A 21761-nucleotide genomic window follows, 5' to 3' on the forward strand; every position below is an offset into this window, starting at 1 on the left:
GCTCGAAGATCCACTTGATCACCGAGCGGACTGGTTTACCCCTCTCGATCGGCATCTCCGGCGCGAACCTGCACGACAGCCAGGCCCTTGAGCCGCCCGTGCGCGGCATCCCGCCGATCCGCTCCCGCCGCGGCCCGCGCAGGCGACGGCCTGCCAAGCTGCATGCGGACAAGGGATACGACTACGACCACCTGCGCCGATGGCTGCGCAAGCGAGGCATCCGGCATCGCATTGCCCGCAAGGGCATCGACTCCTCCACCCGCCTGGGCCGCCACCGCTGGACGATCGAGCGCACGATGTCCTGGCTGGGCGGCTGCCGCCGACTGCACCGCCGCTACGAACGCAAGACTGAGCACTTCCTGGCCTTCACCGCCATCGCCTGCAGCCTCATCTGTTACCGCAGACTCGCCAAATGAGACGACGTCTAAGGCCCAAGCCGTGGATGGAAGCCTCCACTCCCCGACGCTCCTCTTGCGATGGCAAGATGCCTGATCACGGACGAGCACGCGGGAGATCCCATGAACGATCAAGGCACCCCTCTCTCGGCAGAAGGCTTCAGCATCTTCGCCGTCGACGCCAACTGGCCGGAATCACGACAGGTTATGGGGCACGGCTACAACGAAGTCACCGGCGACACCCATGTGTCCCTGTGGTTCGGCTCCCCGTACTACGACCCCCAGGTCGAGCACCTCACGGTCTTCAGCGCCTCCTCCGGAAATGCAGAGGCCGGCGAAGCTCTGCAACGGGCTTTCGAGATGTACTACCACCCTGGCGAGGAACCCCCGGCCGACTTGCCGGACTCCGAACCCGTCACCATCACCACAGACGGGAAACCCATGACGTTCGAACTCTGGCGCAACAGCAGCAACCGTTACTGGATCGCACGGGGATGTGTCGAGAGCACTGAAGTGGTCCTGTCCGGCTACGAGATCGAACCCAGCGAGCTCAGCCTGGTCCGCGTGAGGGACCTGACCTCGTTCCACAACCCCTTCGAGTCCCTCAGGTAACCGCACTACGCGGCGACCCTCAGTCCATTGTCCAATTCGTCTTTCAAGAATCCTCATCAGCGGCTCGCGCCGCTGCACTGGCAGGCCCGACACCTTGTGCTCGTCGCGCGGGTCGCCCTCCTCCGACTCGATACCTCGCCCAAGCCCTGGGGGAATGCCAGAAGCCCGGCCCCCATAAGGAGATGCTGTTGGTTAAGACGATGTCTAAGTCAGGTAGCTAGACCTCTGCACGTTCATCCGTACGCGACTCTGCACTTCAGCTCGTACGCCGACACCGCACCGTTCGGAGGAGCCCGAACGGGGCGTCCCCCATACGCTCTGTTCGGAAAGTCCGCGACTGCCGCCTGGGTTCATGAGCGGGGCGCGGGCCCGCTTCCACTTCGCTCAGCCCAGCGATGCCCCGGTTCGGTTCCGTTGTGGACATCCAGGTCAAGGACGTCACCGTCCCCGTCGAACGCGCCCCCACCCGCTGCCGGAACGGTTTGCGGTGAGTTGGAGCGGATCTACCGCACTGCGGGAGTCGGCCGGCGAGGGCCACGACCGAGCCCTCGCCGCCCACCGGCAGGCCGCACCGCCGAAGCCGTCTCCGTCTGAGCCGCATGTGCGAGGAGAACTGCCGGTGCACTCGCCGGGGTTTCCGTCTTTATCCGCGCTTGGACATGCACTGCGTGAACGCGTAGTAGATGTTTCGACCGCTTCCGCTTTCCTTGCCGCTCCACACGCTAGAGGCGACAACCTGACCGTCCTGACGGCGGCACTTCGCCTCCGTGGCAGGTATGTCCGCCCCTGCTGCCGCCGTGGTGTAACGGACGGTCCCCAAGACGACCCACCTTTCGGCGGCCTGCGCTGGCGTGGTCGCCAGTCCCGCGAACACGGCGGCGCAGAGCGCTGACACCGCGGCCCCACGAATCACCCTCTTCCTGGCAGCTCTGTTCTTCGTCATCACGGTGGTCATGTCGTGCCTCCATCTTCTGTGGGGGATGTTGCTGATCATCATGGCACGGCCGATCTTCGACAGGAACATGAGCAGACCGTCCGGCCTATGGAGGTGTTGGCCCGGCAACACGCGTTTCGTCGGCCCCCAAAGCGGTCACGAAGACCAGGCAATGCGCCACGAAAAGCCGGCGTTGGTCCTGACAGGTCCGAATTCTGTCGACCGGGGCAAGAGAGGCTCGAAGATCCACTTGATCACCGAGCGGACTGGTTTACCCCTCTCGATCGGCATCTCCGGCGCGAACCTGCACGACAGCCAGGCCCCTTGAGCCGTTGGTGCGCGGCATTCCCGCCGATCCGCTGCCGCCGCGGCCCGCGCAGGCGACGGCCTGCCACTACGACCACCTGCGCCGATGGCTGCGCAAGCGGGGCATCCGGCACCGCGTTGCCCGCAAGGGCATCGAGTCCTCAACCCGCCTGGGCCGCCACCGCTGGACGATCGAGCGCACGATGTCCTGGCTGGGCGGCTGCCGCCGGCTGCACCGCCGCTACGAACAGTCGATACGGGCCCTCACCGCCTCCGCAGCCTGCCGGTCGGTCAGCCCCTCCACGAACTGCACCAGCACCAACGCCAGCCGCCCAGACGACCAGGCAGGCTTCCCCCGCGCGGGAAACAGGCCCGCGAACTGCTCGTAACTGAACAACGGACCCAGTTCGTCCCACACCCGGATCGCCAGGCTCCCCCTCGGGAAAGCCGCACGAGCCACCCGCACCGTCTCCGCCGGAACCTCGCCAGGCCCCTCCGGCCGCATCGACATCCACACCCTCCCCCAACGACATCGGCTCCCAAGACCACAACCAGGTCTTGGGAGCCGACGTCACGCAAGGGCCCGAATTCACCAACAGCATCCCATTCGGGAGGGTCGGGCTTCTTCCCCCTGGCTGAGGGGCGCCGTCGATCGCTAGGCCGGCGCCCGCAGCAGTCGCTCCCGGGTGGCCTCGGGCAACACCCGGCGCAGGACCGGTGCCGTCGAGCTGAGGGAGGCGGCGAAGGCTGCCACGAGGTCGTGCGGGACGCTGGAACCGAAGGAGGCCGCCCACAGGCAGGGAGCGCCGAGCGCGGGCTCGGCCCATGCCTGCCATCCGGACAGTCCCGCCTCGTCGGCCGCGGTGGTTAGGGCGCGCGGGTCGGCGTCCTGGATGAGGGGCGGTACGTCGCCGAGGCTGATGTGTGAGGTGAACGTCGGGTCCGTCGCTGCCGCGTGGGGCTGGTCGATGTCGCGGAGCCATCCGTGTGCGGCGACTGCCGCTGCGCGGTAGTCGGGCCTGCAAGGCCCCGTGACAGAACGTCCGCGGATTGCCGGGAACCCAGCCGTCCCCTTCCTCCGACTGCTGTGGAGGAGCAAAGAGGGGGAAGGAGGGGCATGGACGGACTGGACGTCGTGATGCGCGAGGTCGCCTGCCGTCACGGCCGCGTCGAGGCCGTACGGGACGTCGACCTCGACATCGCGGCAGGCCGGCGGGTGGCGCTGACCGGCACCAACGGCTCGGGCAAGACCACATTGCTGCGGGCCGTCCTCGGGCTGCACCGGCAGAGCGGCGGCCGGATCCTGGTGGGCGGCCGCGATGCCCGCAGCGCGGCGGAGTGGGCGTGGCGGCGCCGGGCGTGCGCGTGGATTCCGCAGAAGCCCGCGGTCGGCCGGTTTCCTCTGCTGGTGGAAGCCTTATCAGAAGGGAGACCTGATGGACACGAAGACCGGTCACGTGGTCGAGGACGCTGACGGCGTGTCGGTTGCGGTGCTGGACCGGAGCGTTGACGGTGCCGGTGTGGCGAACGCGATGACGAAAGGCCGCGTTCCCTGGTGCATTCTCGCCCCCCCCGCCAGCGGGAACGTGTACCTCAGCCTGCATTCCTCAATGCCTGCCAGGGTTGACTGAGCGAGCTCACTACGACGGCTGAGCACCTTGCGGCAGTGGACGTTGCCGTACTCGTCGCAGAAGGCCAGGGTCAGTGACGGTGCCGCCGTGACACGCAGGTGCAAGTCGGAGATGTGCGGAGATTCAGAGAGTGGGCGCCTCAGCGGACCGTCGGCGGGTGCTCATCCTGTTGTCCGTCCGGTGGTTAGGCGTCTCGGCGTCAGAAGGACGGGGGAGTGCAGGCGCTGATCACGACGACAGGCACCTCGCCGATGTTCGCCCACCAGTGCGGCAGGGATGCCTGCAGTGAGATCGTGTCGCCCGGCCCCAGGTCGTGCGCGTCGTCGGCCACGTGGGCCTGCAAGCGGCCTTCCAGCACATGGACGGCCTCTTCGCCCTCATGCTGGAAGGGCCTCGCACGACCATCGAACCCGGGCGGTACCACACATCGAATCATCTCCAGCGGCCGCTGGAGATCGGGTGTGAGCAGTTCGTAAACCACTTGTTCCTGCGGCAGTACCAGCTTCTTCCGGCCGTCGGAAGGGACGACGGCACACTGCCTTCTGGGGAGGACGTCGCTCTTTGTGTCAACGGGCTCGTCGTCCGGTGTCGTCTTGTAGAAGAGATGCGCCAACGGCACATCGAGTGCCGCTGCGATTTTCTGCAGGGTCAGCAGGGACGGGTTTCCTTGCCCTCGCTCGAACTGGCTGAGCAGACCCTCGCTGATCTCCGCGGCGGCTGCGAACCTCTTCAGCGACATACCGCGCTGCGCTCGCGCGTCGCGAAGCAGCCGGCCGAGCGCACGAGTATCAGCAGTTTCCTTGGCGACCGCCCGGGTGTCACTGGCTCTCATGACGGAATGCGGGTCGTGGCTCTCCTTGACGGACATGTCTGGGAAGTGTGCACCAAGGTGAGCCCACCCACAAGATGCTGAGGATCCTCGGTTTGATGAGTACCGTCGCCCCAGCAGCTGTAGTAGTACGTCGGTGTATGGTCCCGATCCTCCGCGTGCGGTGGTGACGAGGCCGGCGTCCTGGAGGACGGTGGGTCGCGCGGGGAGGAGTCCTTGCGGTTGGCTTGGCGTGCAGCGAGTCGGCTTCGGCCGGGTGACCGGGGTGGCCGCATCGTCGACTTGGCCAGCTCGGAGGTATCCCTCCGGTCTCTCCCTCTCAGGCCGGCAAGATGCTCCGCTTCACATGCTGATCGGCGCACAATATTTTGCGGACACCCCCTTGACCGCCCTTCGATGGACTGCCATCCTCGTGCCACATTCCAGCTCGACGTTCCACGATGTGGCACACGGTAAGGACTGTTCGAATCTTTCCCTTGGCTGACACGTACTTAGGCACATCGTTATCGGAGGGCAGCTCGCGTCACGGCGGCTGACGTACGTTCCCTGCTCAACACAATTCGCCTTAGCAACGCTGCGGCCCAGCTCCGATTCCCCGACGACTCCCTCACGGAAATATCAGCAGCCTGTTGTGTCGGGGCCCAACGTGCGCACCCGACGATCGGAAGGAAACCCTTGTGTCCGTCAGGAAGCGTGTCGCCGTTGTAGGCGTCGGTACGATGGGCAGCCAGGCCGCGTGGCGGCTGGCGGCCCGTGGGGCGGAGGTCGTCGGGTACGACCGGTTCGCGCCAGGCCACGATCGCAGCGCCGCGGGCGGAGAGACACGGATCTTCCGCAGCGCGCACTTCGAGGAATCCCGGTGGGTGCCGCTGCTGAAGCACGCCGACGTGCTGTGGGAGGAGCTCCAGCGGGAGACCGGCCGGGAGCTGCGCCGGCTGACCGGATGTCTGCTGATGGGCCCCACCGAGCACCGGCAGATGGCCACTGTCCTGGAGTCCATCGCCGAGCACGGCCTCGATCATGAGGTGCTCGACGTGGATGCGCTGGCCAAGCGTTTCCCGCAGTACCGTGTGGAGGATGGTGACGCGGCCGTGCTCGACCGCCGGGCGGGCTTCATCCGGCCCGAGCTGACCGTCCAGACCGCGGCCCGCCGCGCCGAGGAGCTGGGCGCCCGCATCCGCCGCTACACCGAAGTGAAGGAGATCGTCCCGGTCGGCTCCGGGGTGGAGGTCCGCACCGACTCCTGCAGTGAGCGCTTCGACTCGGTCGTTGTCACCGTCGGCCCCTGGGTGAACGACCTGCTGCCCGAGCTGCCGTGGGAGGTGGAGGTCCGCCGGCTGGTCAGCGCCTGGTACACGCCCACCACTGAGGCGTGGTTCGGTGAGGAGCGTCCCGCCTTCATCCGTACCGCCCCGCATCACTTCTACGGCCTGCCCTCCCCGGACGGCGTCTCCGTCAAGATCGGGCTCAACCGCACCCTGCACCGCCTGATCGACGGCCCCGACCGGCTGGAGCGCACGGTCCAGCCGGAGGAACTGGAAATCTTCACCGAACTGCTCGGCCGCTTTCTGCCGGACCTGCACCCGGACCCGACCCGCCTGTCCGTCTACATGGAGGGCTACACCGAGAGCGACCGCCCCTTGGTCGGCCCGCTGCCCGGCGCCGGTAACGAGAAGGTGATCCTGCTCGCCGGGTTCTCCGGCCACGGCTTCAAGCTCTCGCCCGCCTTCGGTGACATCGCCGCCGACCTTGCGCTGGACGGGGACTCCGCCCAGCCGATCGACTTCATCTCGACCGTCGGCCGTATTACGGCCTGAGTGCGCCACGTTGGGCGGCATCGGGGCCTGAACGAGGAACGACATGACACTGATCATTGGCCCGCTGCGGGCCGAGCCGGGCCGCAAGACCCCCGGCACCGTCCCCGTTGACCTCGGTCCCACGACCGTGGACATCCCGCTGATCCTGGTCAACGGTTCCCGCCCCGGTCCGAGGGTCGCGCTGACCGGCGACATCCACGGTGGCGAGTGCGTCGGCACCGACGCCGCCGCCCGCCTCGGCGGGCTGCTGGAGCCGGACGACGTCGCCGGCCAAGTGGTGATCTGCCCCGTGGCCACCCCGCCGGGCGTGTACGACGGTCGCCTGGGCAAGTCCCCGTTGGACGGCGTGAATATCAACCGCGTCTTCCCCGGCGACCCCGAGGGAGAGCGACACCGAGCGGCCGGCGGCCTGGCTCCTCGAGAACGTGATCGGCGGTGCCGACGCCAACGCGGACCTGCACAGAGGGGGCATCGACGAGCCCCTGGGCTACGGTCTGTACCGGCTGCTGCACCACCTCGGCGTCATCGAGGCGCCCCAGCACGTCACTCCGGTGACCGTCCAGCCGCGCGAGTGGGCCACCGGGCAGCAGATCCTCTACGGCATGAACGGACTCACCGTCGCCCCCGGCGCGGAGCTCGCCGCCATCGCTCAGCCGCACGACTGACCGGCACTGCCCACACGCCCGTCGGCAGCACCCCCTGACCCACCCCTCTCACCCCGAACAGCTGGTCCCCACGCGCGAGTTTCAGGAGATTTGTCATGAATGATCACGTAATCGGTCGCAGAGCGCTCCTGCGTGGAGCAGGCGGCCTCGCCGCCATCGCCGCCCTGCCCTCCCTCTCCGCCTGCGGCACCGGCACCAGCCGCACCCCATCCGGCGGCAAGGGCGGCGCCAAGACGGTGATCGTCCGCAACAGCGGCGGTTCATACGGCGAGGCTCTCCAGAAGGCGGTCTACACGCCGTTCATGCAGGAGACCGGCATCAACGTCCAGGTGGTCAACCTCCAGGCCACCCAGATGCAGGCGCAGATCAAGCAGGGCCGTCCCCAGTTCGACCTTATTGACATCGGGATGATGGACCTCGCCAAGTTCACGGCCCAGGACGCCCTGGAGACGCTGGACCCGGACCGGATCAAGAGCCTGAAGAGGGCGAAGCTCCCCAAGAACCAGGTCACCGACCATTCCGTCGCCTACAGCCTCTATGCCAACTGCATGGGGTACCGCACCGACGCCTTCGGGGGCCGTAAGCCGGAGTCGTGGGCGGACTTCTGGGACACCAAGGCGTTCGAGGGCGGCCGCTCGATGTGCAACCCGGACGCCGACCTGCCGGAGCTGGAGTTCGCGCTGCTGGCGGACGGCGTTCCGATGGACAAGCTGTATCCGCTCGACGTGGACCGTGCATTCAAGGTGCTGAGCCGGCTCCGGTCCGACATCAAGAAGTTCTGGGATGCCGGGCCGCTCCCCGGTGTGCTGCTCAGCCGCCAGGAGGTGACGATGTCCACTGTCTGGGACGGCCGGCTCGCTGATCTGCAACAGCAGGGCGTCCCGGTCGAGCGTCAGCTCAACGGCGCCCGCCGCCAGTTCCAGGGTTACGCCATCGCCAAGGGCGCGGCCCACGTGGACGCCGCCTACCAGCTCATGGACTACGCGCTGCGTCCCGAGGTCGCGGCCGCCCTGGCCAAGGTCTTCCCGACGAGCCCATCGTCCCCGGTGGCCTACGCCAAGCTCACCAAGGAGGAGCGCAACGCGCTCGTCGGTGCGCCGCAGTACTACGACAAGGGCTTCGACGTGGACATCGACTGGTGGATCAAGAACGAAGCGGCTGTCACCAAGCGCTGGTTGGAGTGGGCTCGTGGCTGATTACGGTGTGGTCGCACCGTCCGTCGAGGTGGCCGGCGCCAAGCCGGCCACCGCGACCGGCAAAGCCCTGTCGGTCGTGGCGCTGCGCAAGACATACGGGGACGTCGTCGCGGTCGACGAGGCGTCCATGGAGATCGCCGCCGGGGAGTTCGTCACCTTCCTCGGCGCCTCGGGGTCGGGCAAGACCACGACCCTGATGATGATCGCCGGGTTCTGCGAGCCGGACTCCGGCACGATCACGGTGGGGGGCCGCGACGTCACGCGGCTCGCCCCGCAGAAGCGCGGCCTCGGCTTCGTCTTCCAGCAGTACCTCCTCTTCCCGCACATGACGGTCAGTGAGAACGTCGCCTTCCCGCTCACGCTGCGCGGCGTCCCCAAGAACGAGATCCGCAGGCGGGTCGGGGAGACCCTGGAGATCGCCGGCCTGTCCGGCTTCGGCGGCCGCCGTCCCCGAGAGCTGTCCGGTGGTCAGCAGCAGCGCGTCGCCCTGTGCCGCGCGCTGGTCTACCGCCCGCCGGTCATCCTCATGGACGAGCCGCTCGGCGCCCTGGACAAGAAGCTGCGCGACCAGCTCCAGGTCGAGATCAAGTCCATCCAGCAGGAACTCGGCCTGACCGTCATCTATGTGACGCACGATCAGGAAGAGGCGCTGGTCATGTCCGACCGCATCGCGGTGATGCGCAACGGCAGGATCGAGCAGTTCGACACGCCCAGGGAGCTGTTCGAGCGGCCGAGGACGCCGTTCGTCGCGGACTTCATCGGCGCGGCCAACTTCCTCGAAGGCCGCATCGAACGGCACACCGACGAGCACACCCTGGTCCGCCTGGACCAGAACGGGAGCCTGCTGACGGCACGCCGTCACGACCTGGCCGCCGGTGCGACGGTCAAGGTGGCCGTCCAGCCCGGCCGGCTGCGGGCCGGTGCCCCCGTCGACGGCTTCTGCAGCGGAACGGTGGAGACCGCCACGTACGTCGGCACCATCGTCCGCGCGGGCGTGCGCATCGACGGCGGTGACGGGCCGCTGCTGCGCCTGGAGGTGCCCGCCGGCCGCGGACCCGTCGGCGGCGAGCGGGTCGGGGTCACCGTCGACCCCGAGGACGTCAACCTCTATCCCGCCGAACAGGGCGGGTGAGCCATGGCCGCCACCCTGACCGCGAACGCCCCCGCACGGCCGCGCAAGCTGCTGGCCTCCCGCAGAACGCGGGTGGGCATCCTGTACGCGCTGCCCGTCGTCGTCTACCTGCTGGTGCTGTTCGTCTACCCGATCCTCAGCACGCTCTTCCTCAGCCTGAAAAACCCCGACGGATCGCTGACGCTGCACTGGTACGTCGACGCGCTCACCGGCGTCAACCTCTCCGTGCTGTTCACCACGATACGGATCTCCGCGGAGACGGCGCTGTTCAGCCTCGTCTTCGGGTTCGTCCTGGCGAACGCGATCTCCCGCCTGAAGCCCCTGTGGGCCGGTGTGGCCATGCTGATCGTGGTCGTGCCGCACTTCATCAGCGCCCTGGTGCGCACCTACGGCTGGATCATCCTGCTCGGTGACAAGGGCCTGGTGAACGAGACCCTCGGCAACCTGTGGGTCCCCGGGGCGCCGTTCCAGCTCCTCTACAACGAGATCGGCGTCGTCATCGGCACCACCTCGGTGATGCTCCCCTACACCGTGCTGCTGCTGTACGGCGTGATGCGCGGCGTGGACCGCCGGCTGCTGGCCGCCGCGGCCAGCATGGGCGCGGGCCGCGTGACGATCTTCTGCAGGGTCTACCTGCCGCTGGTCGCCACCGGCCTGGCCAGCGCGGGACTGCTCAGCTTCATCCTCTCGCTGGGCTACTACATCACCCCGGCCCTGATGGGCGGCCCCGACCAGACCATGATCGCCTCCCTGATCAACCAGCAGGTCATGAAGCAGAACCAGTGGAACGGGGCGGCCGCCGAAGGCGTCGTGCTGCTGCTGATGACCTTCGCCGGACTGCTCCTGGTCAAGCTCGTCACCTCGATCGGCGCCAGCCGGAAGAAGAGGAGCACACCATGATGGAGCTGCGCAGCACCCTGGGCGGGCGGATCGCACTGACCGCCACCGCCACCGTGATCCTGGTGTTCCTGGCCCTGCCGATCCTCGTCATCCTGGTCACCTCGTTCAGCAGCAACGCCTTCGGCTCCTTCCCGCCCGAAGCGTGGACGCTCAGCTGGTACAAGTCGCTGTTCGCCGACGGCAGCAAGTGGCCGGCCGCCATGTCGACGAGCGCGCTCATCGCCTGCATGAGCACCGTCTTCTCCCTGCTCATCGGCGTGACCGCGGCGACCGCGCTGACCCGCAGCGAACTCCCGCTGCGCTCCGCGGTCTACGCCCTGATCCTCGGACCGCTGCTCATCCCGAGCATCGTCACCTCCCTCGGCCTGTTCCTGCTGTTCGAACCGGCCGCGATGCTGGGCAGCCCGCTGGCCATCGCCCTCGGCCACACCGTGATGGCCGCGCCGATCGCGGTGCTCATCCTGATCGCGACCCTGCGTGGGATCGACGAACGGCTGGAGGACGCCGCGGCGAGCATGGGCGCGAACCGGCTCACCATCGCCCGCAGGATCACCTTCCCCCTGGCCGCCCCCGGAATGATCGCGGCCGCGATCTTCTCCTTCATCACCAGTTTCGACGAGTTCTACATCTCCCAGTTCCTCTCCTCGGCCGACACCATCACGCTGCCGGTGCAGATGTACAACTCCCTGACATTCGACATCGATCCCAGCGTGACCGCGGTCAGCGCGCTGCTCATCGCCGGCGCGATCCTCGCGCTCGTCCTGGTGGCCCTGGTTCGCTGGCTCGGCTCCGGACGGCAGGACTCCCTGCTGTCGGTCGAGACCGCGACAGGGATCGCCGCCCCCGGAGGTGAGACCGTATGACCGCCACCGCTCAGCGGCATCTGCTGCTGAACATGACCGCGAACGGATCGCTCGTCCCACCGGGCAGGGAACTGTTCGTCGTGCGCCACGGCGAGGGCCCCTACGTCGACGACGCGGCCGGAAACCGCTACATCGACGGCCTGTCCGGGCTGTACTGCTGCCAGATCGGCTACTCCTACGCCGACGAGATCGCCGAGGCGGCGGCGAAGCAGCTGCGCGAACTGTGCTACAGCCCCCTGTGGTCGGAGTCCGCGCACCCCACCGCGCTCCAACTCGCCGAGCGGCTCGCCTCCCTGGCCCCGGCCGGCATCGAGCACGTCTTCTTCAGCGGCGGCGGAGCCGAGGCCGTGGAGACCGCCTGGAAGATCACCCGCAGGTATCACACCCTGCGCGGCGAACCGCAGCGGACCAAGGCCATCGCCCGCCGCGGCGCCTACCACGGGCTCACCCTCGGGGCGCTGTCGTTCACCGACGACCCCGGCCTCACCGAGCCCTACGGGCCGCCCGCGGTGGAGACCCACTTCGTCGCCAACACCAACCGCGGCGCCCTGGAGCAGCCGCTGGACGAGGCCGCCTTCACCGAGTACCTGCTCGCCGACGTCGAGGCCACGGTCCTCGCGGCGGGACCGGAGAGCGTGGCGATGCTCATCGTCGAGCCGGTGCAGAACCGGGGCGGTTGCATCACCCCGCCCGAGGGCTACTGGCAGGGTCTGCGCCGGCTCGCCGACCGCTACGGCTTCCTGCTGGTCGCCGACGAGGTGATCACCGCCTTCGGCCGGCTCGGCGAGTGGTTCGGCGGTGAGTGCTACGGCGCCCGCCCCGACATCGTCACCGTCGCCAAGGGCATCACCGCCGGCTACGCCCCGATGGGCGCGACCCTGGTCGCGGACCGCGTCGCCGAGGTGATCAACCGTCCCGGCGAGGTCCTCAACCACGGCTACACCTTCAGCGGCCACCCGCTGAGCGCGGCGATAGCCCTGCGCAGCCTGGACATCATGGAGCGGGACGGCATCCTGAACAACGTCCGCCGGCACCAGGACCACCTGGCGCAGCGCATGGCGTCCCTCGGGGAACTGCCGATCGTCGGCGACGTCCGCGGCGCGGGATTCTTCTACGCCGTGGAGCTCGTCGGCGACCTCGACGGCGGCGGCTTCAGCGACCGGGCCCGTGCCGAGCTGGTCGTCGACCTGATCCCGCGCCGCCTGCGCGAGGCCGGCCTCCTGGCCCGTGTCTACAACCGCGCCGCCCCGCTGGTGCAGATCGCGCCCCCGCTGATCAGCGACCGCGAACTCCTCGACCGTATCGCCGGGATCATCACGGCCACCCTCGACGAGGCGTCGGCCCGCCTGTGACACCCGCTTCTCGACACACTTCTGAAAGGAACGACATGTACTCCATCGGTCCGCTGACCGTCGCCCCCGGCGAGCGCGCCCAGGGCCTGATCCCGGTCGGCACCAGCACCTACGGCGTGGAACTCGGCATACCGCTGATCGTCGTCAACGGCGCCCAGGACGGCCCCGTGCTGTGCGTGGACGCCGGTGTCCACGGCGACGAGTACGACGGGCAGGAATCGATCCGCCGCGTCCTCGCCGAGGTCGACCCGGCGACCCTGCGCGGCACTGTCGTCGGCATCCCCTGCATGAACACCCCCGCCTTCGAGGCGGCGGCCCGCACCAGCGGCCTGGACTACCTCAACCTCAACCGCATCTTCCCGGGCGACGCGGACGGCTCGTACTCGCTGCGGCTGGCCGCCACCTTCGTCGAGCAGGTCGTTCCCGCCATCGACGCCCTCGTCGACCTGCACACCGGTGGCACCTTCGGTGAGATCGCCCCGCTCGTCATCCTCCAGGGCGGCTACGAGGAGCTGGCGACGGACCTCGCCCTCGCCTCCGGGCACGAGCTGGTCTGGAAGGGCGGCAAGTGGGGCGGCACGGTCCGCCACCCCACCCTCGCGGCCGGCAAGCCCGCCATCACCATCGAGGCGGGCGGCGGCACCTACCGCGAGGCCAACGTCGAACTGCACATCAAGTCCATCCGTAACATCATGCGGCAGCTCGGCATGATCGACGGCGAGGCGGAACTGCGCGACGCGTACACGACCGTCTCCGGCACCTTCGCCCGCTCCGCCGCAGGCGGCTTCTTCCTCGGCCACGCCGAGCCGGGTGAGACCTGCAAGGAAGGCGACCTGATCGCCCACATCGTCGACCACTACGGCAACACGCTGGAGGAGGTCCGCGCCCCGCAGGACGGCGTCGTGCTCTGGGTGCGCCGGATCCGTACCGTCCGCCCCGGTGACGAGGTCGTCATCTTCGGCGAGATCCAGGGAGAGATCCGGCCATGAGCGGCGCACTCCCGCTGACCGAGCTGCTGCTGATCGACGGCAAGGCGGTCCCCGCCGCCGACGGCCGCAGCTTCACGGTCCTCGACCCGTCGGAGGGGACCGCCCTCGCCGAGGTCGCCCTCGCCGGGGCGACGGACGTGGACCGTGCGGTGGCCGCGGCCCGGACGGCGTTCACCGCGCCCGAGTGGGCACGGATGCGCGCCGCCGACCGGGGCAGGCTGCTGTACCGCGTCGCGGAGGCGATCCGGCGCGAGGGCGACTGGCTGGCCCGCCTGGAGAGCCAGGACGTCGGCAAGCCGCTGAGCCAGGCGAAGGCCGATGTCGAGGCGGCCGCCCGCTACTTCGAGTTCTACGCGGGCGTCGCCGACAAGCTCGGCGGCACGACCATCCCGCTCGGCCCCGGCCTGATCGACTACACCGTGCGGGAGGCGATCGGTGTCTCCGGTCAGATCATCCCGTTCAACTACCCGCTCCAGAACACCGCGCGCGGCTCCGCCCCCGCCCTGGCGGCAGGCTGCACGGTGGTGCTCAAGCCGTCGCCCGAGGCTCCCCTCACCCCGCTGGAGATCGGCCGGATCGCCCTGGAGTGCGGCCTCCCGCCGGGCGTCCTCAACGTCGTCCCCGGCGACGGCGAGACCGGCGCGGCCCTCGCCGGGCACCCCGGCATCGACCAGGTCACCTTCACCGGCTCGGTGCCGACCGGCATCAAGGTCGCCCAGGCGGCCGCCGCCAACGTGGTGCCGTCGGTGACGGAGCTGGGCGGCAAGTCGCCGATCGTCGTCTTCGCGGACGCCGACTTCGACCTGGCGCTGAAGGCGATCCTGGGCGCCTCGTTCAGCAACGCCGGCCAGATGTGCTCGGCCGGCACACGGCTGCTGCTCCAGCGCGGCGCCGAGGAGTTCCTGGACCGGCTGGTGGAGAGGATCGCCGGGCTGCGGGTCGGCCCCGGCCTCACGGACCCGGACATCGGCCCGCTGGTCGCCGCCCGGCAACGCGACCGGGTGCTGGACTACCTCGAACTGGCCCGGCAGGAAGGCGCCGTGGCGCGCGTCGGCGGCGGTGCCCCGTCCGACCCCGCGCTGTCCGGCGGCTACTACGTGGAGCCGACGGTCCTCACGGGCCTGACGAACGACGCCCGGTGCGCCCGGGAGGAGATCTTCGGTCCCGTCATCACCGTCATCGACTTCGACGACGCCGACGAGGCCCTCCAGATCGCCAACGACAGCCCGTACGGCCTCGCCTCCTACGTCTGGACCCGCGACATCGACAAGGCGATGCGCCTGGCCGAGGGCATCCGGGCCGGCCAGGTCTACGTCAACGCCACCGGCGTGGGCACCGGCGTCGAGCTCCCCTTCGGCGGCTACAAGCACAGCGGCTGGGGCCGGGAGAAGGGCCTCGAAGCCCTGGCGAGCTACACGCAGACCAAGAACGTCTGCATCGGATTCGGAGACCGGACATGAGATACCGCACCCTGGGCGAGCGAGGCCCGACCGTCTCCGTCGTCGGCGTCGGCGGCAACAACTTCGGCTCCCGCCTCGACGAGGACGGCACGAAGGCCGTCGTCCACGCCGCCCTCGACGCCGGCATCACCCTGTTCGACACGGCCGACATGTACGGCGGTTTCGGCGAGCGCGGCGGCGCCCGCGGCGACGGCGAACGCCTCCTGGGCGCAGCCCTCAAGGGCCACCGGGACAAGGTCGTCCTGGCCACCAAGTTCGGCATGGAGATGGGGCCGGAGGCCGACCAGTACGGCCGGCGCGGCGCCGGCCCCTACATCCGGTACGCCGTCGAGTCCTCCCTGCGCCGGCTCGGCACCGACCGGATCGACCTGTACCAGTACCACGAACCGGACGGCGTGACCCCGCTTCAGGAGACGATCGCCGTCCTGCGGGAACTCGTGGACGAGGGCAAGATCGGCTACATCGGCTGCTCCAACCTCCCCGCCGAGCAGCTCACCGACGCCTTCGTCTCCACCCAGGCCCGCTACCACCTGCTCGACCGCAGTGTGGAGAACGACCTGATCCCCGCCTGCCGACGCCACGGCCTGGGCCTGCTGCCGTACTACCCGCTGGCCAACGGCCTGCTCAGCGGCAAGTACCGGCGCGGGGAGGAACCCCCGCCCGGCAGCCGCCTGTCCTGGCGGCAGGGCTGGCTCACCGACGCGGCCCTCGACCGGGTGGAGGCCCTGACGGCGTACGGCGCCGAACGCGGCCTGACCCTCCTGCAGGTCGCCGTCGGCGGACTCGCCGCGCTGCCCGCCGTCGGCTCGGTCATCTGCGGCGCCATGACCCCCGCCCAGGTCACCGCCAACGCGGCGGCGGCCGACTGGATCCCCGACGCGGCCGACCTGGCCGCCCTGGACGCGATCGTCACCCCCGGCGAACGCGTCGTCTGAAGCCACCAAGGCCACCAAGTCCCCTTGCACATAAGCGAATTGAGGCTAGACACCATGCGAGAGATCGTCACCTTCGACGCCTACGGCACCCTGGTCGACTTCCAGCTCGGCCCCACCACCCTGAAGGTCCTCGAGGACCGACTGGACCTGGACAACCTGGACGTCGACGAGTTCCTCGACGACTTCCGCGTCATGCGCTTCCAGGCCGTCCTGGAGGCCTACCGCCCGTACCACGAGATCCTGCACTCCAGCCTCCGCATGGCCATGCGCCTGCACGGCCTGGAGTACCGCGAGTCCGACGGCGACGCCCTCGTCGAGGCCGTCCCCACCTTCGGCCCCTTCCCGGAGGTCCCGGACGCCCTGCGTCAGCTGAAGACCAAGTACGAGATCGCCATCATCTCCAACACCGACGACAACCTGATCGCGCGGAACGTCGAGAACATCGGCGTCGAGTTCGACCACGTCATCACCGCCCAGCAGGCCGGCGCCTACAAGCCGGACCGGCAGACCTTCGAGCACGCCTTCAAGGCCATGGGCGTCGAGCCGTCGCAGGTCATCCACACCGCCCAGGGCTGGGAGTACGACCAGATCCCGACCCGTGACCTCGGCCTGAAGCGCCGGGTGTGGATCAACCGCTACGGCCGCCCCGGCAGCGCCGACTACCAGCCGTACGACGAGCTGCCCGACCTGTCCGGCCTGCCGAAGCTGCTCGGCTGCTGACCGCGGCGACACGGCCGCACGGCGACACGACGAACACACAAGGGACGCACGTCATGAAGCAGATCCCCTACTGGCTCGACACAGCCCCCGCACTGCCCGACCGGTCCGGCAAGGACCTGCCCGACGAGGCGGACGTGGTGGTCGTCGGCGGCGGCCTCACCGGTCTGTCCACCGCCTACCACGCCGCCCGCAAGGGCGCGCGGGTCGTCCTCGTCGAGAAGGACAAGGTCGGCTCGGGCGCCTCCGGCCGCAACGGAAGCATGTGCACCCAGGGCCTCACCATCAGCCCGGGGGAGGCACGCAAGCGCTACGGCCAGGAGCGCGCCCGTGAGCTGTACGACGCGTTCCGCGAGGCGGTCGACGTCGTCGAGGACCTCACGCACACCGAGAAGATCGACTGCGACTTCCGCCGGGTCGGACGACTCGGAGTCGCCTACAAGCCGCAGCACTTCGAGGCGATGGCGGCCACCCAGCGCGACCTGGCCGAGAACTTCGGCCACGAGACCCGGCTGCTGACCCGCGGCGAGCTGAAGTCGGAGCTGGGCTCGGACTACTACCACGGCGCCCTGCTCGACCCGCTCAGCGCCGGTCTCCACGTCGGCAAGTTCGTCCACGGCCTCGCCGAGGCCGCCGAACGCGCCGGCGCCGAGATCCACGAACGCAACGCGGCCACCGGCCTCACCCGCCTTCCGGGCGGCGGCTTCCTGGTGGAGACCCTGCACGGCACGATCCACGCCAAGCAGGTCATGGCCGCCACGGACGCCTACACCGACAAGGCGATGCCGTGGTTCCGCAAGCGGCTGATCAACGTCGGCAGCTTCATCATCGTCACCGAGCCGCTGGGGGAGGAGCTCGCCCGCGAGCTGATCCCCCGCGCCCGGCTGGTCGTGGACTCCAAGAACATCGGCCACTACATCCGGCTCACCCCGGACAACCGCCTCGCCTTCGGCGGCCGGGCCCGCTTCGCCCCCTCCAACCCGGCCTCGGACGTCAAGAGCGGCGACATCCTCAAGCGGGAGATGGCGGAGATCTTCCCGCAGCTCGCCGACGTACGGATCGACTACGTCTGGGGCGGCATGGTCGGCTTCTCCTGGGACCGCCTGCCGCACGCGGGCGAGGCCGACGGGGCCAAGGGCCTGTACTACTCGATGGGTTACTGCGGACACGGCGTCCAGATGGCCACCTACATGGGCCGCGCGGTCGCCGAGATGATGGACGGCAAGCCGGACGCCAACCCGCTGCGCGGCCTCGGCTTCCCCAAGGTCCCTGTCCCCTTCTACAACGGCACCGCCTGGTTCCTGCCGTTCGGCGGCGCCTACTACAAGGCCAAGGACAGGCTGCGCTGAACTGACGCCCCGGGGCAGGACGCCGGCGATCTTTGATGACATCCTGACGAGCGACGGGGACGCCGGAAGGAAACGCGAGCATGATTGAGTGGGTGTCACTCGGTACGGGAGCCCGGCCCGTTCCGAGGCCCGCGGCCACGCCGCTGGTGTGGGCCGCGGCGTTCGGCGGCGCACTGGCGCTGGTGGCCCTCCTCAACGTCCTCGTCGGCCCAGGGCGCCCCTCGCTCGCCCTGACCGCTCTGTCCTTGCTCGCGGCTCTCCTGGGGCTGCGTTCCCACTTCGCCGCGGCGCCCGGCACGGCCGTCCTGTGCTGGCTGTTCCTCAACGGCTTCGCCATCCCGCCGGCCGGCACCCTCACCTGGGCCGGGCACCGCGACACGTTCTGGCTCTCCTGCCTGCTCGCCGCCACCCTCCTCGGCACCACCCTGGCCCGCCTCCTCCACGCCCGCGCCGCCTACCGCCGTGTCACCGCGGGAACCGACGCCGCCGCGCCGGACCCGGATCACGATCCGCGCGCTCGCTGAACCGGCCCACACGGGGCGGGCGGTCGACGACGAGACGATGACACGGCGACACGACGACACGACGATGACACGACGAGACGGCGACACGACGCCGTCGGACGCGCAGGAGGATCCATGCCCGTCGCCCACGGCACGACCACCGGCCGCTTACGCCGCGTCACCTTGCTCACCGCGCCCTTCGCGACTGGGGCGTTGATCACGGTCATCGCCTTCCTGGCGCTGCGCGACGCGCTTCCCGACCGGATGGCCACGCACTTCACCCTCGACGGCACGGCCGACGGCTTCGCTTCCCCCTCCACCGCCCTGGCCCAGTACCTGCTGATGCTCGCCGCCGAAGCGGCCGGCGTCCTCGCGGCGGGGTCCTCGCGCAGATCGGCCCTGACCACCACCAGGGCGCTCACCGTGCTCGCCTGCGGACTGGCTGCCGCGAGCACTTATTTGTTCGTGACGGGGTTGAGGGCCGGCGCCCACACCTCGGGGCCGAGCGCCGACCTGCCCGTCCACCACCACCTGGGTCCGGCCCTCGCCGTCGGCGCCGTGGTGTCCGGTGTGGCATGGCTGGTCTCACGCCCGCGCCACCGCCGGGCGCGGTGACGCACCCGACCGAGGAAGCGCAGGCCACCGCCCCGTAAAGTGCCTCTTCGTTGCCCTGACGACCCGAGGAACCCAGCCGTGACCTCCGTACGCCCCGCCGATGCAGCCGACCCCGCCGCGTCCGCCGCCGTGACCGTCGTCGGGATCGGAGCCGGCGGCTGGGCGGGCATCCCGGACGGCTCCCGCACCGCGCTGCTCGACGCCGAGGTCCTCATCGGCGGCCCGCGCCAACTGGACCTGCTGCCACCGGAGTGCGCGGGGGAACGGATCCGCTGGCCGGCACCCCTGCGGCCTGCGGTCCCCGGCCTGCTCGCCGCGCACGCCGGTCGCCGCATCGCCGTACTGGCCAGCGGGGACCCGATGTTCTACGGCATCGGGCGCGCCCTCACCGAGGTGCTCGGCGCCGGTGCCGTGCGCGTTCTGCCGCACCCCTCCTCCGTCTCCCATGCCTGCGCCCGCCTCGGCTGGCCGCTGGAGGACGTCGAGGTGGTCACGCTCGTCGGCAGGCCCGCCGCCCGCCTGGCCGCCGCCCTGCACGAAGGCCGCCGCCTTCTCGTGCTCAGCGCGGACGCCACCACCCCCGCCGAGGTCGCCGCCCTGCTGCGGGACCGCGGTTTCGGGCCGAGCCGGATGCGCGTGCTGGAACAACTCGGCGGCCCGAAGGAGCAGGTGACGGGTGAGGTCGCCGCCGACGAGTGGTCCCACCCGGCCGGTGACCCCCTCAACCTCGTCGCCGTCGCATGCCGTCGCGCCCCGGACGCCCTGCGCCTCGGGGCCGTGCCCGGACTGCCCGACGCCGCGTACGAACACGACGGCCAGCTCACCAAGCGCCACGTCCGCGCCGCCACGCTGGGCGTCCTCGCACCCGCCCCCGGTGAACTCCTGTGGGACATCGGCGGCGGCTCCGGCTCGATCGCCGTCGAGTGGATGCGGACGCACCCGTCGTGCCGGGCGGTCAGCGTGGAACGCGACCCGGTGCGCGCCGAGCGGATCGGGCGCAACGCCGAGCGGCTGGGCGTTCCGGGACTGCGCGTCGTCACCGGCGCCGCCCCCGCCGTCCTCGCCGAACTCCCGTCGCCGGACGCGGTGTTCATCGGCGGCGGGCTGACCGCGCCCGGTCTCCTCGACGCCTGCTGGGAGGCGCTGCCGGTCGGCGGGCGACTCGTCGCCAACACCGTGACGTTGGAGTCGGAGGCGCTGCTGGCCGACGCCCACCGGCGCCACGGCGGCGAACTGACCAAGCTCGCGGTGGCCCACGCCGTCCCGGTGGGCGGCTTCACGGGCTGGCGGCAGGCGATGCCGGTGACCCAGTGGGCCGTACAGAAAACCCTCGACCCCCTCCCTGGAGCAGACAGATGACCGTGTACTTCATCGGTGCCGGCCCCGGCGCCGCCGACCTGATCACGGTGCGCGGCGCCCGGACGCTCGCCGCGTGCCAGGTCTGCCTGTACGCGGGCAGCCTGGTGCCGCGCGAACTGCTCGCCGAATGCCCGCCGGACGCACGCCTGGTGGACACCGCGCAGCTCGACCTCGACGAGATCACCGCCGAGTTGCTCCGCGCGCACGAGGAGGGGCACGACGTGGCCCGGCTGCACTCCGGGGATCCGTCCGTGTTCAGCGCGGTCGCCGAGCAGATGCGGCGCCTCGACGCGGCCGGGGTGCCCTACGAGGTCGTGCCGGGCGTGCCGGCCTTCGCCGCCGCCGCGGCCGCCCTGAAGCGGGAGCTGACCGTGCCGACCGTCGGCCAGACCGTCATCCTCACCCGCGTCGCCCACCGGGCCACCGCCATGCCCGAGGGCGAGGACCTGGCCACTCTCGGCCGCAGCGGGGCGCTGATCGTGCTGCACCTGGCCGCCAGGTACGTGGACCGCGTGGTCGACGAACTGCTGCCGCACTACGGCGCCGACTGCCCCGCCGCCGTGGTCGCCTACGCCTCCCGCCCCGACGAGCTGGTCATCCGCGGCACGCTCGACGAGATCGCCGGGAAGGTGAAGGAGGCCGGAGTGCTGCGCACGGCCGTGATCATGGTCGGGCGGACGCTGGGAGCGGAGCAGTTCCGCGACAGCCACCTGTACTCGCCGGAGCGGGAGCGGCATGTCTGCTGAGGCGCTGATCCGCAGGGCAGCCGCGGGGGACGCCGATCGACTCACGGCGATGGTCCGGGCATCCGGCGCCTACCAGGAGACCTACGCCTCGATCATCACCGGGTACCGGGTCACCGCCGACTACGTCGACCGGCACCTGGTCTTCCTCGCCGAGGACCCGGCCGGGCGGCTGCTCGGCTTCTACTCCCTCGTGCCGGCTCCGTCGGAGCTGGACCTGGCGTTCGTCGCCGACGAAGCCCAGGGCCGCGGCATCGGCCGGCTCCTCGTCGACCACATGATCGGCCAGGCCCGCACAGCCGGTCTGGCCGGGGTGCGTGTCGTCGCGCATCCGCCGGCCGAGGGGTTCTACCGGCGGATGGGAGCCCAGCGGGTGGGCACGGTCGCCCCGTCCCCGCCCAAGGTCACCTGGGAGCGCCCCGACCTGTGGTTCGCGCTGTCCTGACCCTCCGTGGCCTC

Annotated in this window: 21 protein-coding genes and 5 pseudogenes; 22 read left to right on the forward strand and 4 right to left on the reverse strand. The window is 70.0% G+C overall.

The window, feature by feature from the left end:
- On the forward strand, positions 1-416 hold a 416-nt coding region (locus ABZ078_RS32660; protein ID WP_356581313.1), incomplete at its 5' end, for an IS5 family transposase.
- Between the two features lie 102 nt (positions 417-518).
- Entirely contained in the window at positions 519-1007 is a 489-nt protein-coding gene (locus ABZ078_RS32665; RefSeq protein ID WP_356581315.1) for a hypothetical protein, read from the forward strand.
- A 643-nt stretch (positions 1008-1650) separates the two neighbouring features.
- Here the strand turns inward: ABZ078_RS32665 and ABZ078_RS32670 are convergent.
- Complete coding sequence (locus ABZ078_RS32670) at positions 1651-2031, reverse strand: hypothetical protein (RefSeq protein WP_356581409.1); 381 nt, start codon at positions 2029-2031, stop codon at positions 1651-1653.
- 109 nt (positions 2032-2140) lie between these two features.
- Here ABZ078_RS32670 and ABZ078_RS32675 point away from each other — a divergent pair.
- A pseudogene (locus ABZ078_RS32675) lies at positions 2141-2498 on the forward strand (transposase); the annotation flags it as partial.
- On the opposite strand, the pseudogene ABZ078_RS32680 reads toward ABZ078_RS32675, so the two are convergent.
- Together ABZ078_RS32680 and ABZ078_RS32685 are read right to left on the reverse strand one after the other, a co-directional pair.
- Positions 2498-2758 (reverse strand): annotated as a pseudogene (locus tag ABZ078_RS32680) (IS5/IS1182 family transposase); the annotation flags it as partial. The pseudogenes ABZ078_RS32675 and ABZ078_RS32680 overlap by 1 nt on opposite strands.
- A 144-nt stretch (positions 2759-2902) precedes the next feature.
- A pseudogene (locus tag ABZ078_RS32685) lies at positions 2903-3247 on the reverse strand (DUF317 domain-containing protein); the annotation flags it as partial.
- Positions 3248-3364: 117 nt separating this feature from the next.
- On the opposite strand from ABZ078_RS32685, the pseudogene ABZ078_RS32690 reads away from it, so the two are divergent.
- Positions 3365-3655, forward strand: a pseudogene (locus ABZ078_RS32690) (ABC transporter ATP-binding protein); the annotation flags it as partial.
- A 422-nt stretch (positions 3656-4077) separates the two neighbouring features.
- Here ABZ078_RS32690 and ABZ078_RS32695 read toward each other — a convergent pair.
- Positions 4078-4746, reverse strand: coding sequence for a helix-turn-helix domain-containing protein (locus ABZ078_RS32695; RefSeq protein ID WP_356581317.1), 669 nt, complete (start codon positions 4744-4746; stop codon positions 4078-4080).
- A gap of 638 nt (positions 4747-5384) precedes the next feature.
- Here ABZ078_RS32695 and solA point away from each other — a divergent pair.
- The 18 genes and pseudogenes from solA to ABZ078_RS32785 all read left to right on the forward strand — a co-directional run bounded on the left by solA (position 5385) and on the right by ABZ078_RS32785 (position 21747).
- On the forward strand, positions 5385-6524 hold the full coding sequence (gene solA / locus ABZ078_RS32700) for an N-methyl-L-tryptophan oxidase (RefSeq protein WP_356581319.1): 1140 nt from the start codon (positions 5385-5387) through the stop codon (positions 6522-6524).
- 43 nt (positions 6525-6567) lie between these two features.
- Positions 6568-6855: pseudogene (locus ABZ078_RS32705) on the forward strand (succinylglutamate desuccinylase/aspartoacylase family protein); the annotation flags it as partial.
- A gap of 94 nt (positions 6856-6949) precedes the next feature.
- Complete coding sequence (locus ABZ078_RS32710) at positions 6950-7189, forward strand: hypothetical protein (RefSeq protein WP_356581410.1); 240 nt, start codon at positions 6950-6952, stop codon at positions 7187-7189.
- Positions 7190-7284: 95 nt separating this feature from the next.
- Complete coding sequence (locus ABZ078_RS32715) at positions 7285-8385, forward strand: ABC transporter substrate-binding protein (protein WP_356581321.1); 1101 nt, start codon at positions 7285-7287, stop codon at positions 8383-8385.
- Positions 8378-9517 (forward strand): ABC transporter ATP-binding protein, encoded by a 1140-nt coding sequence (locus ABZ078_RS32720; RefSeq protein ID WP_356581323.1) that lies wholly within the window; start codon positions 8378-8380, stop codon positions 9515-9517. The genes ABZ078_RS32715 and ABZ078_RS32720 overlap by 8 nt, the downstream gene beginning before the upstream one ends.
- A gap of 3 nt (positions 9518-9520) precedes the next feature.
- Positions 9521-10417, forward strand: a complete 897-nt coding sequence (locus ABZ078_RS32725; protein ID WP_356581325.1) for an ABC transporter permease — start codon at positions 9521-9523, stop codon at positions 10415-10417.
- Positions 10414-11280: an ABC transporter permease gene (locus ABZ078_RS32730; protein WP_356581327.1), complete on the forward strand. Its 867-nt coding sequence runs from the start codon at positions 10414-10416 to the stop codon at positions 11278-11280. The genes ABZ078_RS32725 and ABZ078_RS32730 overlap by 4 nt, the downstream gene beginning before the upstream one ends.
- Entirely contained in the window at positions 11277-12632 is a 1356-nt protein-coding gene (locus ABZ078_RS32735) for an aminotransferase class III-fold pyridoxal phosphate-dependent enzyme (RefSeq protein WP_356581329.1), read from the forward strand. The genes ABZ078_RS32730 and ABZ078_RS32735 overlap by 4 nt, the downstream gene beginning before the upstream one ends.
- Before the next feature lie 35 nt (positions 12633-12667).
- Positions 12668-13621: a M14 family metallopeptidase gene (locus ABZ078_RS32740; protein ID WP_356581331.1), complete on the forward strand. Its 954-nt coding sequence runs from the start codon at positions 12668-12670 to the stop codon at positions 13619-13621.
- Positions 13618-15081 carry an aldehyde dehydrogenase family protein gene (locus ABZ078_RS32745; protein ID WP_356581333.1) on the forward strand — a complete coding sequence of 488 codons (1464 nt, stop codon included), beginning with the start codon at positions 13618-13620 and terminating at the stop codon, positions 15079-15081. Before ABZ078_RS32740 ends, ABZ078_RS32745 begins: the two co-directional genes overlap by 4 nt.
- Complete coding sequence (locus tag ABZ078_RS32750; protein WP_356581335.1) at positions 15078-16016, forward strand: aldo/keto reductase; 939 nt, start codon at positions 15078-15080, stop codon at positions 16014-16016. The genes ABZ078_RS32745 and ABZ078_RS32750 overlap by 4 nt, the downstream gene beginning before the upstream one ends.
- Positions 16017-16070: 54 nt before the next feature.
- Positions 16071-16736 carry a haloacid dehalogenase type II gene (locus ABZ078_RS32755; protein WP_356581337.1) on the forward strand — a complete coding sequence of 222 codons (666 nt, stop codon included), beginning with the start codon at positions 16071-16073 and terminating at the stop codon, positions 16734-16736.
- Positions 16737-16789: 53 nt separating this feature from the next.
- Positions 16790-18082: an FAD-binding oxidoreductase gene (locus tag ABZ078_RS32760; RefSeq protein ID WP_356581339.1), complete on the forward strand. Its 1293-nt coding sequence runs from the start codon at positions 16790-16792 to the stop codon at positions 18080-18082.
- Between the two features lie 80 nt (positions 18083-18162).
- The gene (locus ABZ078_RS32765; protein ID WP_356581341.1) at positions 18163-18606 is read left to right on the forward strand and encodes a hypothetical protein; all 444 of its coding nucleotides are present in this window, start codon (positions 18163-18165) and stop codon (positions 18604-18606) included.
- A 114-nt stretch (positions 18607-18720) separates the two neighbouring features.
- Positions 18721-19200 (forward strand): DUF1648 domain-containing protein, encoded by a 480-nt coding sequence (locus ABZ078_RS32770; protein ID WP_356581343.1) that lies wholly within the window; start codon positions 18721-18723, stop codon positions 19198-19200.
- 129 nt (positions 19201-19329) lie between these two features.
- Positions 19330-20559, forward strand: coding sequence for a precorrin-6y C5,15-methyltransferase (decarboxylating) subunit CbiE (gene cbiE, locus ABZ078_RS32775; RefSeq protein WP_356581405.1), 1230 nt, complete (start codon positions 19330-19332; stop codon positions 20557-20559).
- On the forward strand, positions 20556-21305 hold the full coding sequence (gene cobM / locus ABZ078_RS32780) for a precorrin-4 C(11)-methyltransferase (RefSeq protein ID WP_356581345.1): 750 nt from the start codon (positions 20556-20558) through the stop codon (positions 21303-21305). The genes cbiE and cobM overlap by 4 nt, the downstream gene beginning before the upstream one ends.
- On the forward strand, positions 21295-21747 hold the full coding sequence (locus ABZ078_RS32785) for a GNAT family N-acetyltransferase (RefSeq protein WP_356581347.1): 453 nt from the start codon (positions 21295-21297) through the stop codon (positions 21745-21747). The genes cobM and ABZ078_RS32785 overlap by 11 nt, the downstream gene beginning before the upstream one ends.
- The last annotated feature ends 14 nt before the right edge of the window (positions 21748-21761 follow it).

The organism is Streptomyces sp. NPDC006385 (assembly GCF_040612485.1).
In the GTDB taxonomy this organism is placed as follows: domain Bacteria; phylum Actinomycetota; class Actinomycetes; order Streptomycetales; family Streptomycetaceae; genus Streptomyces.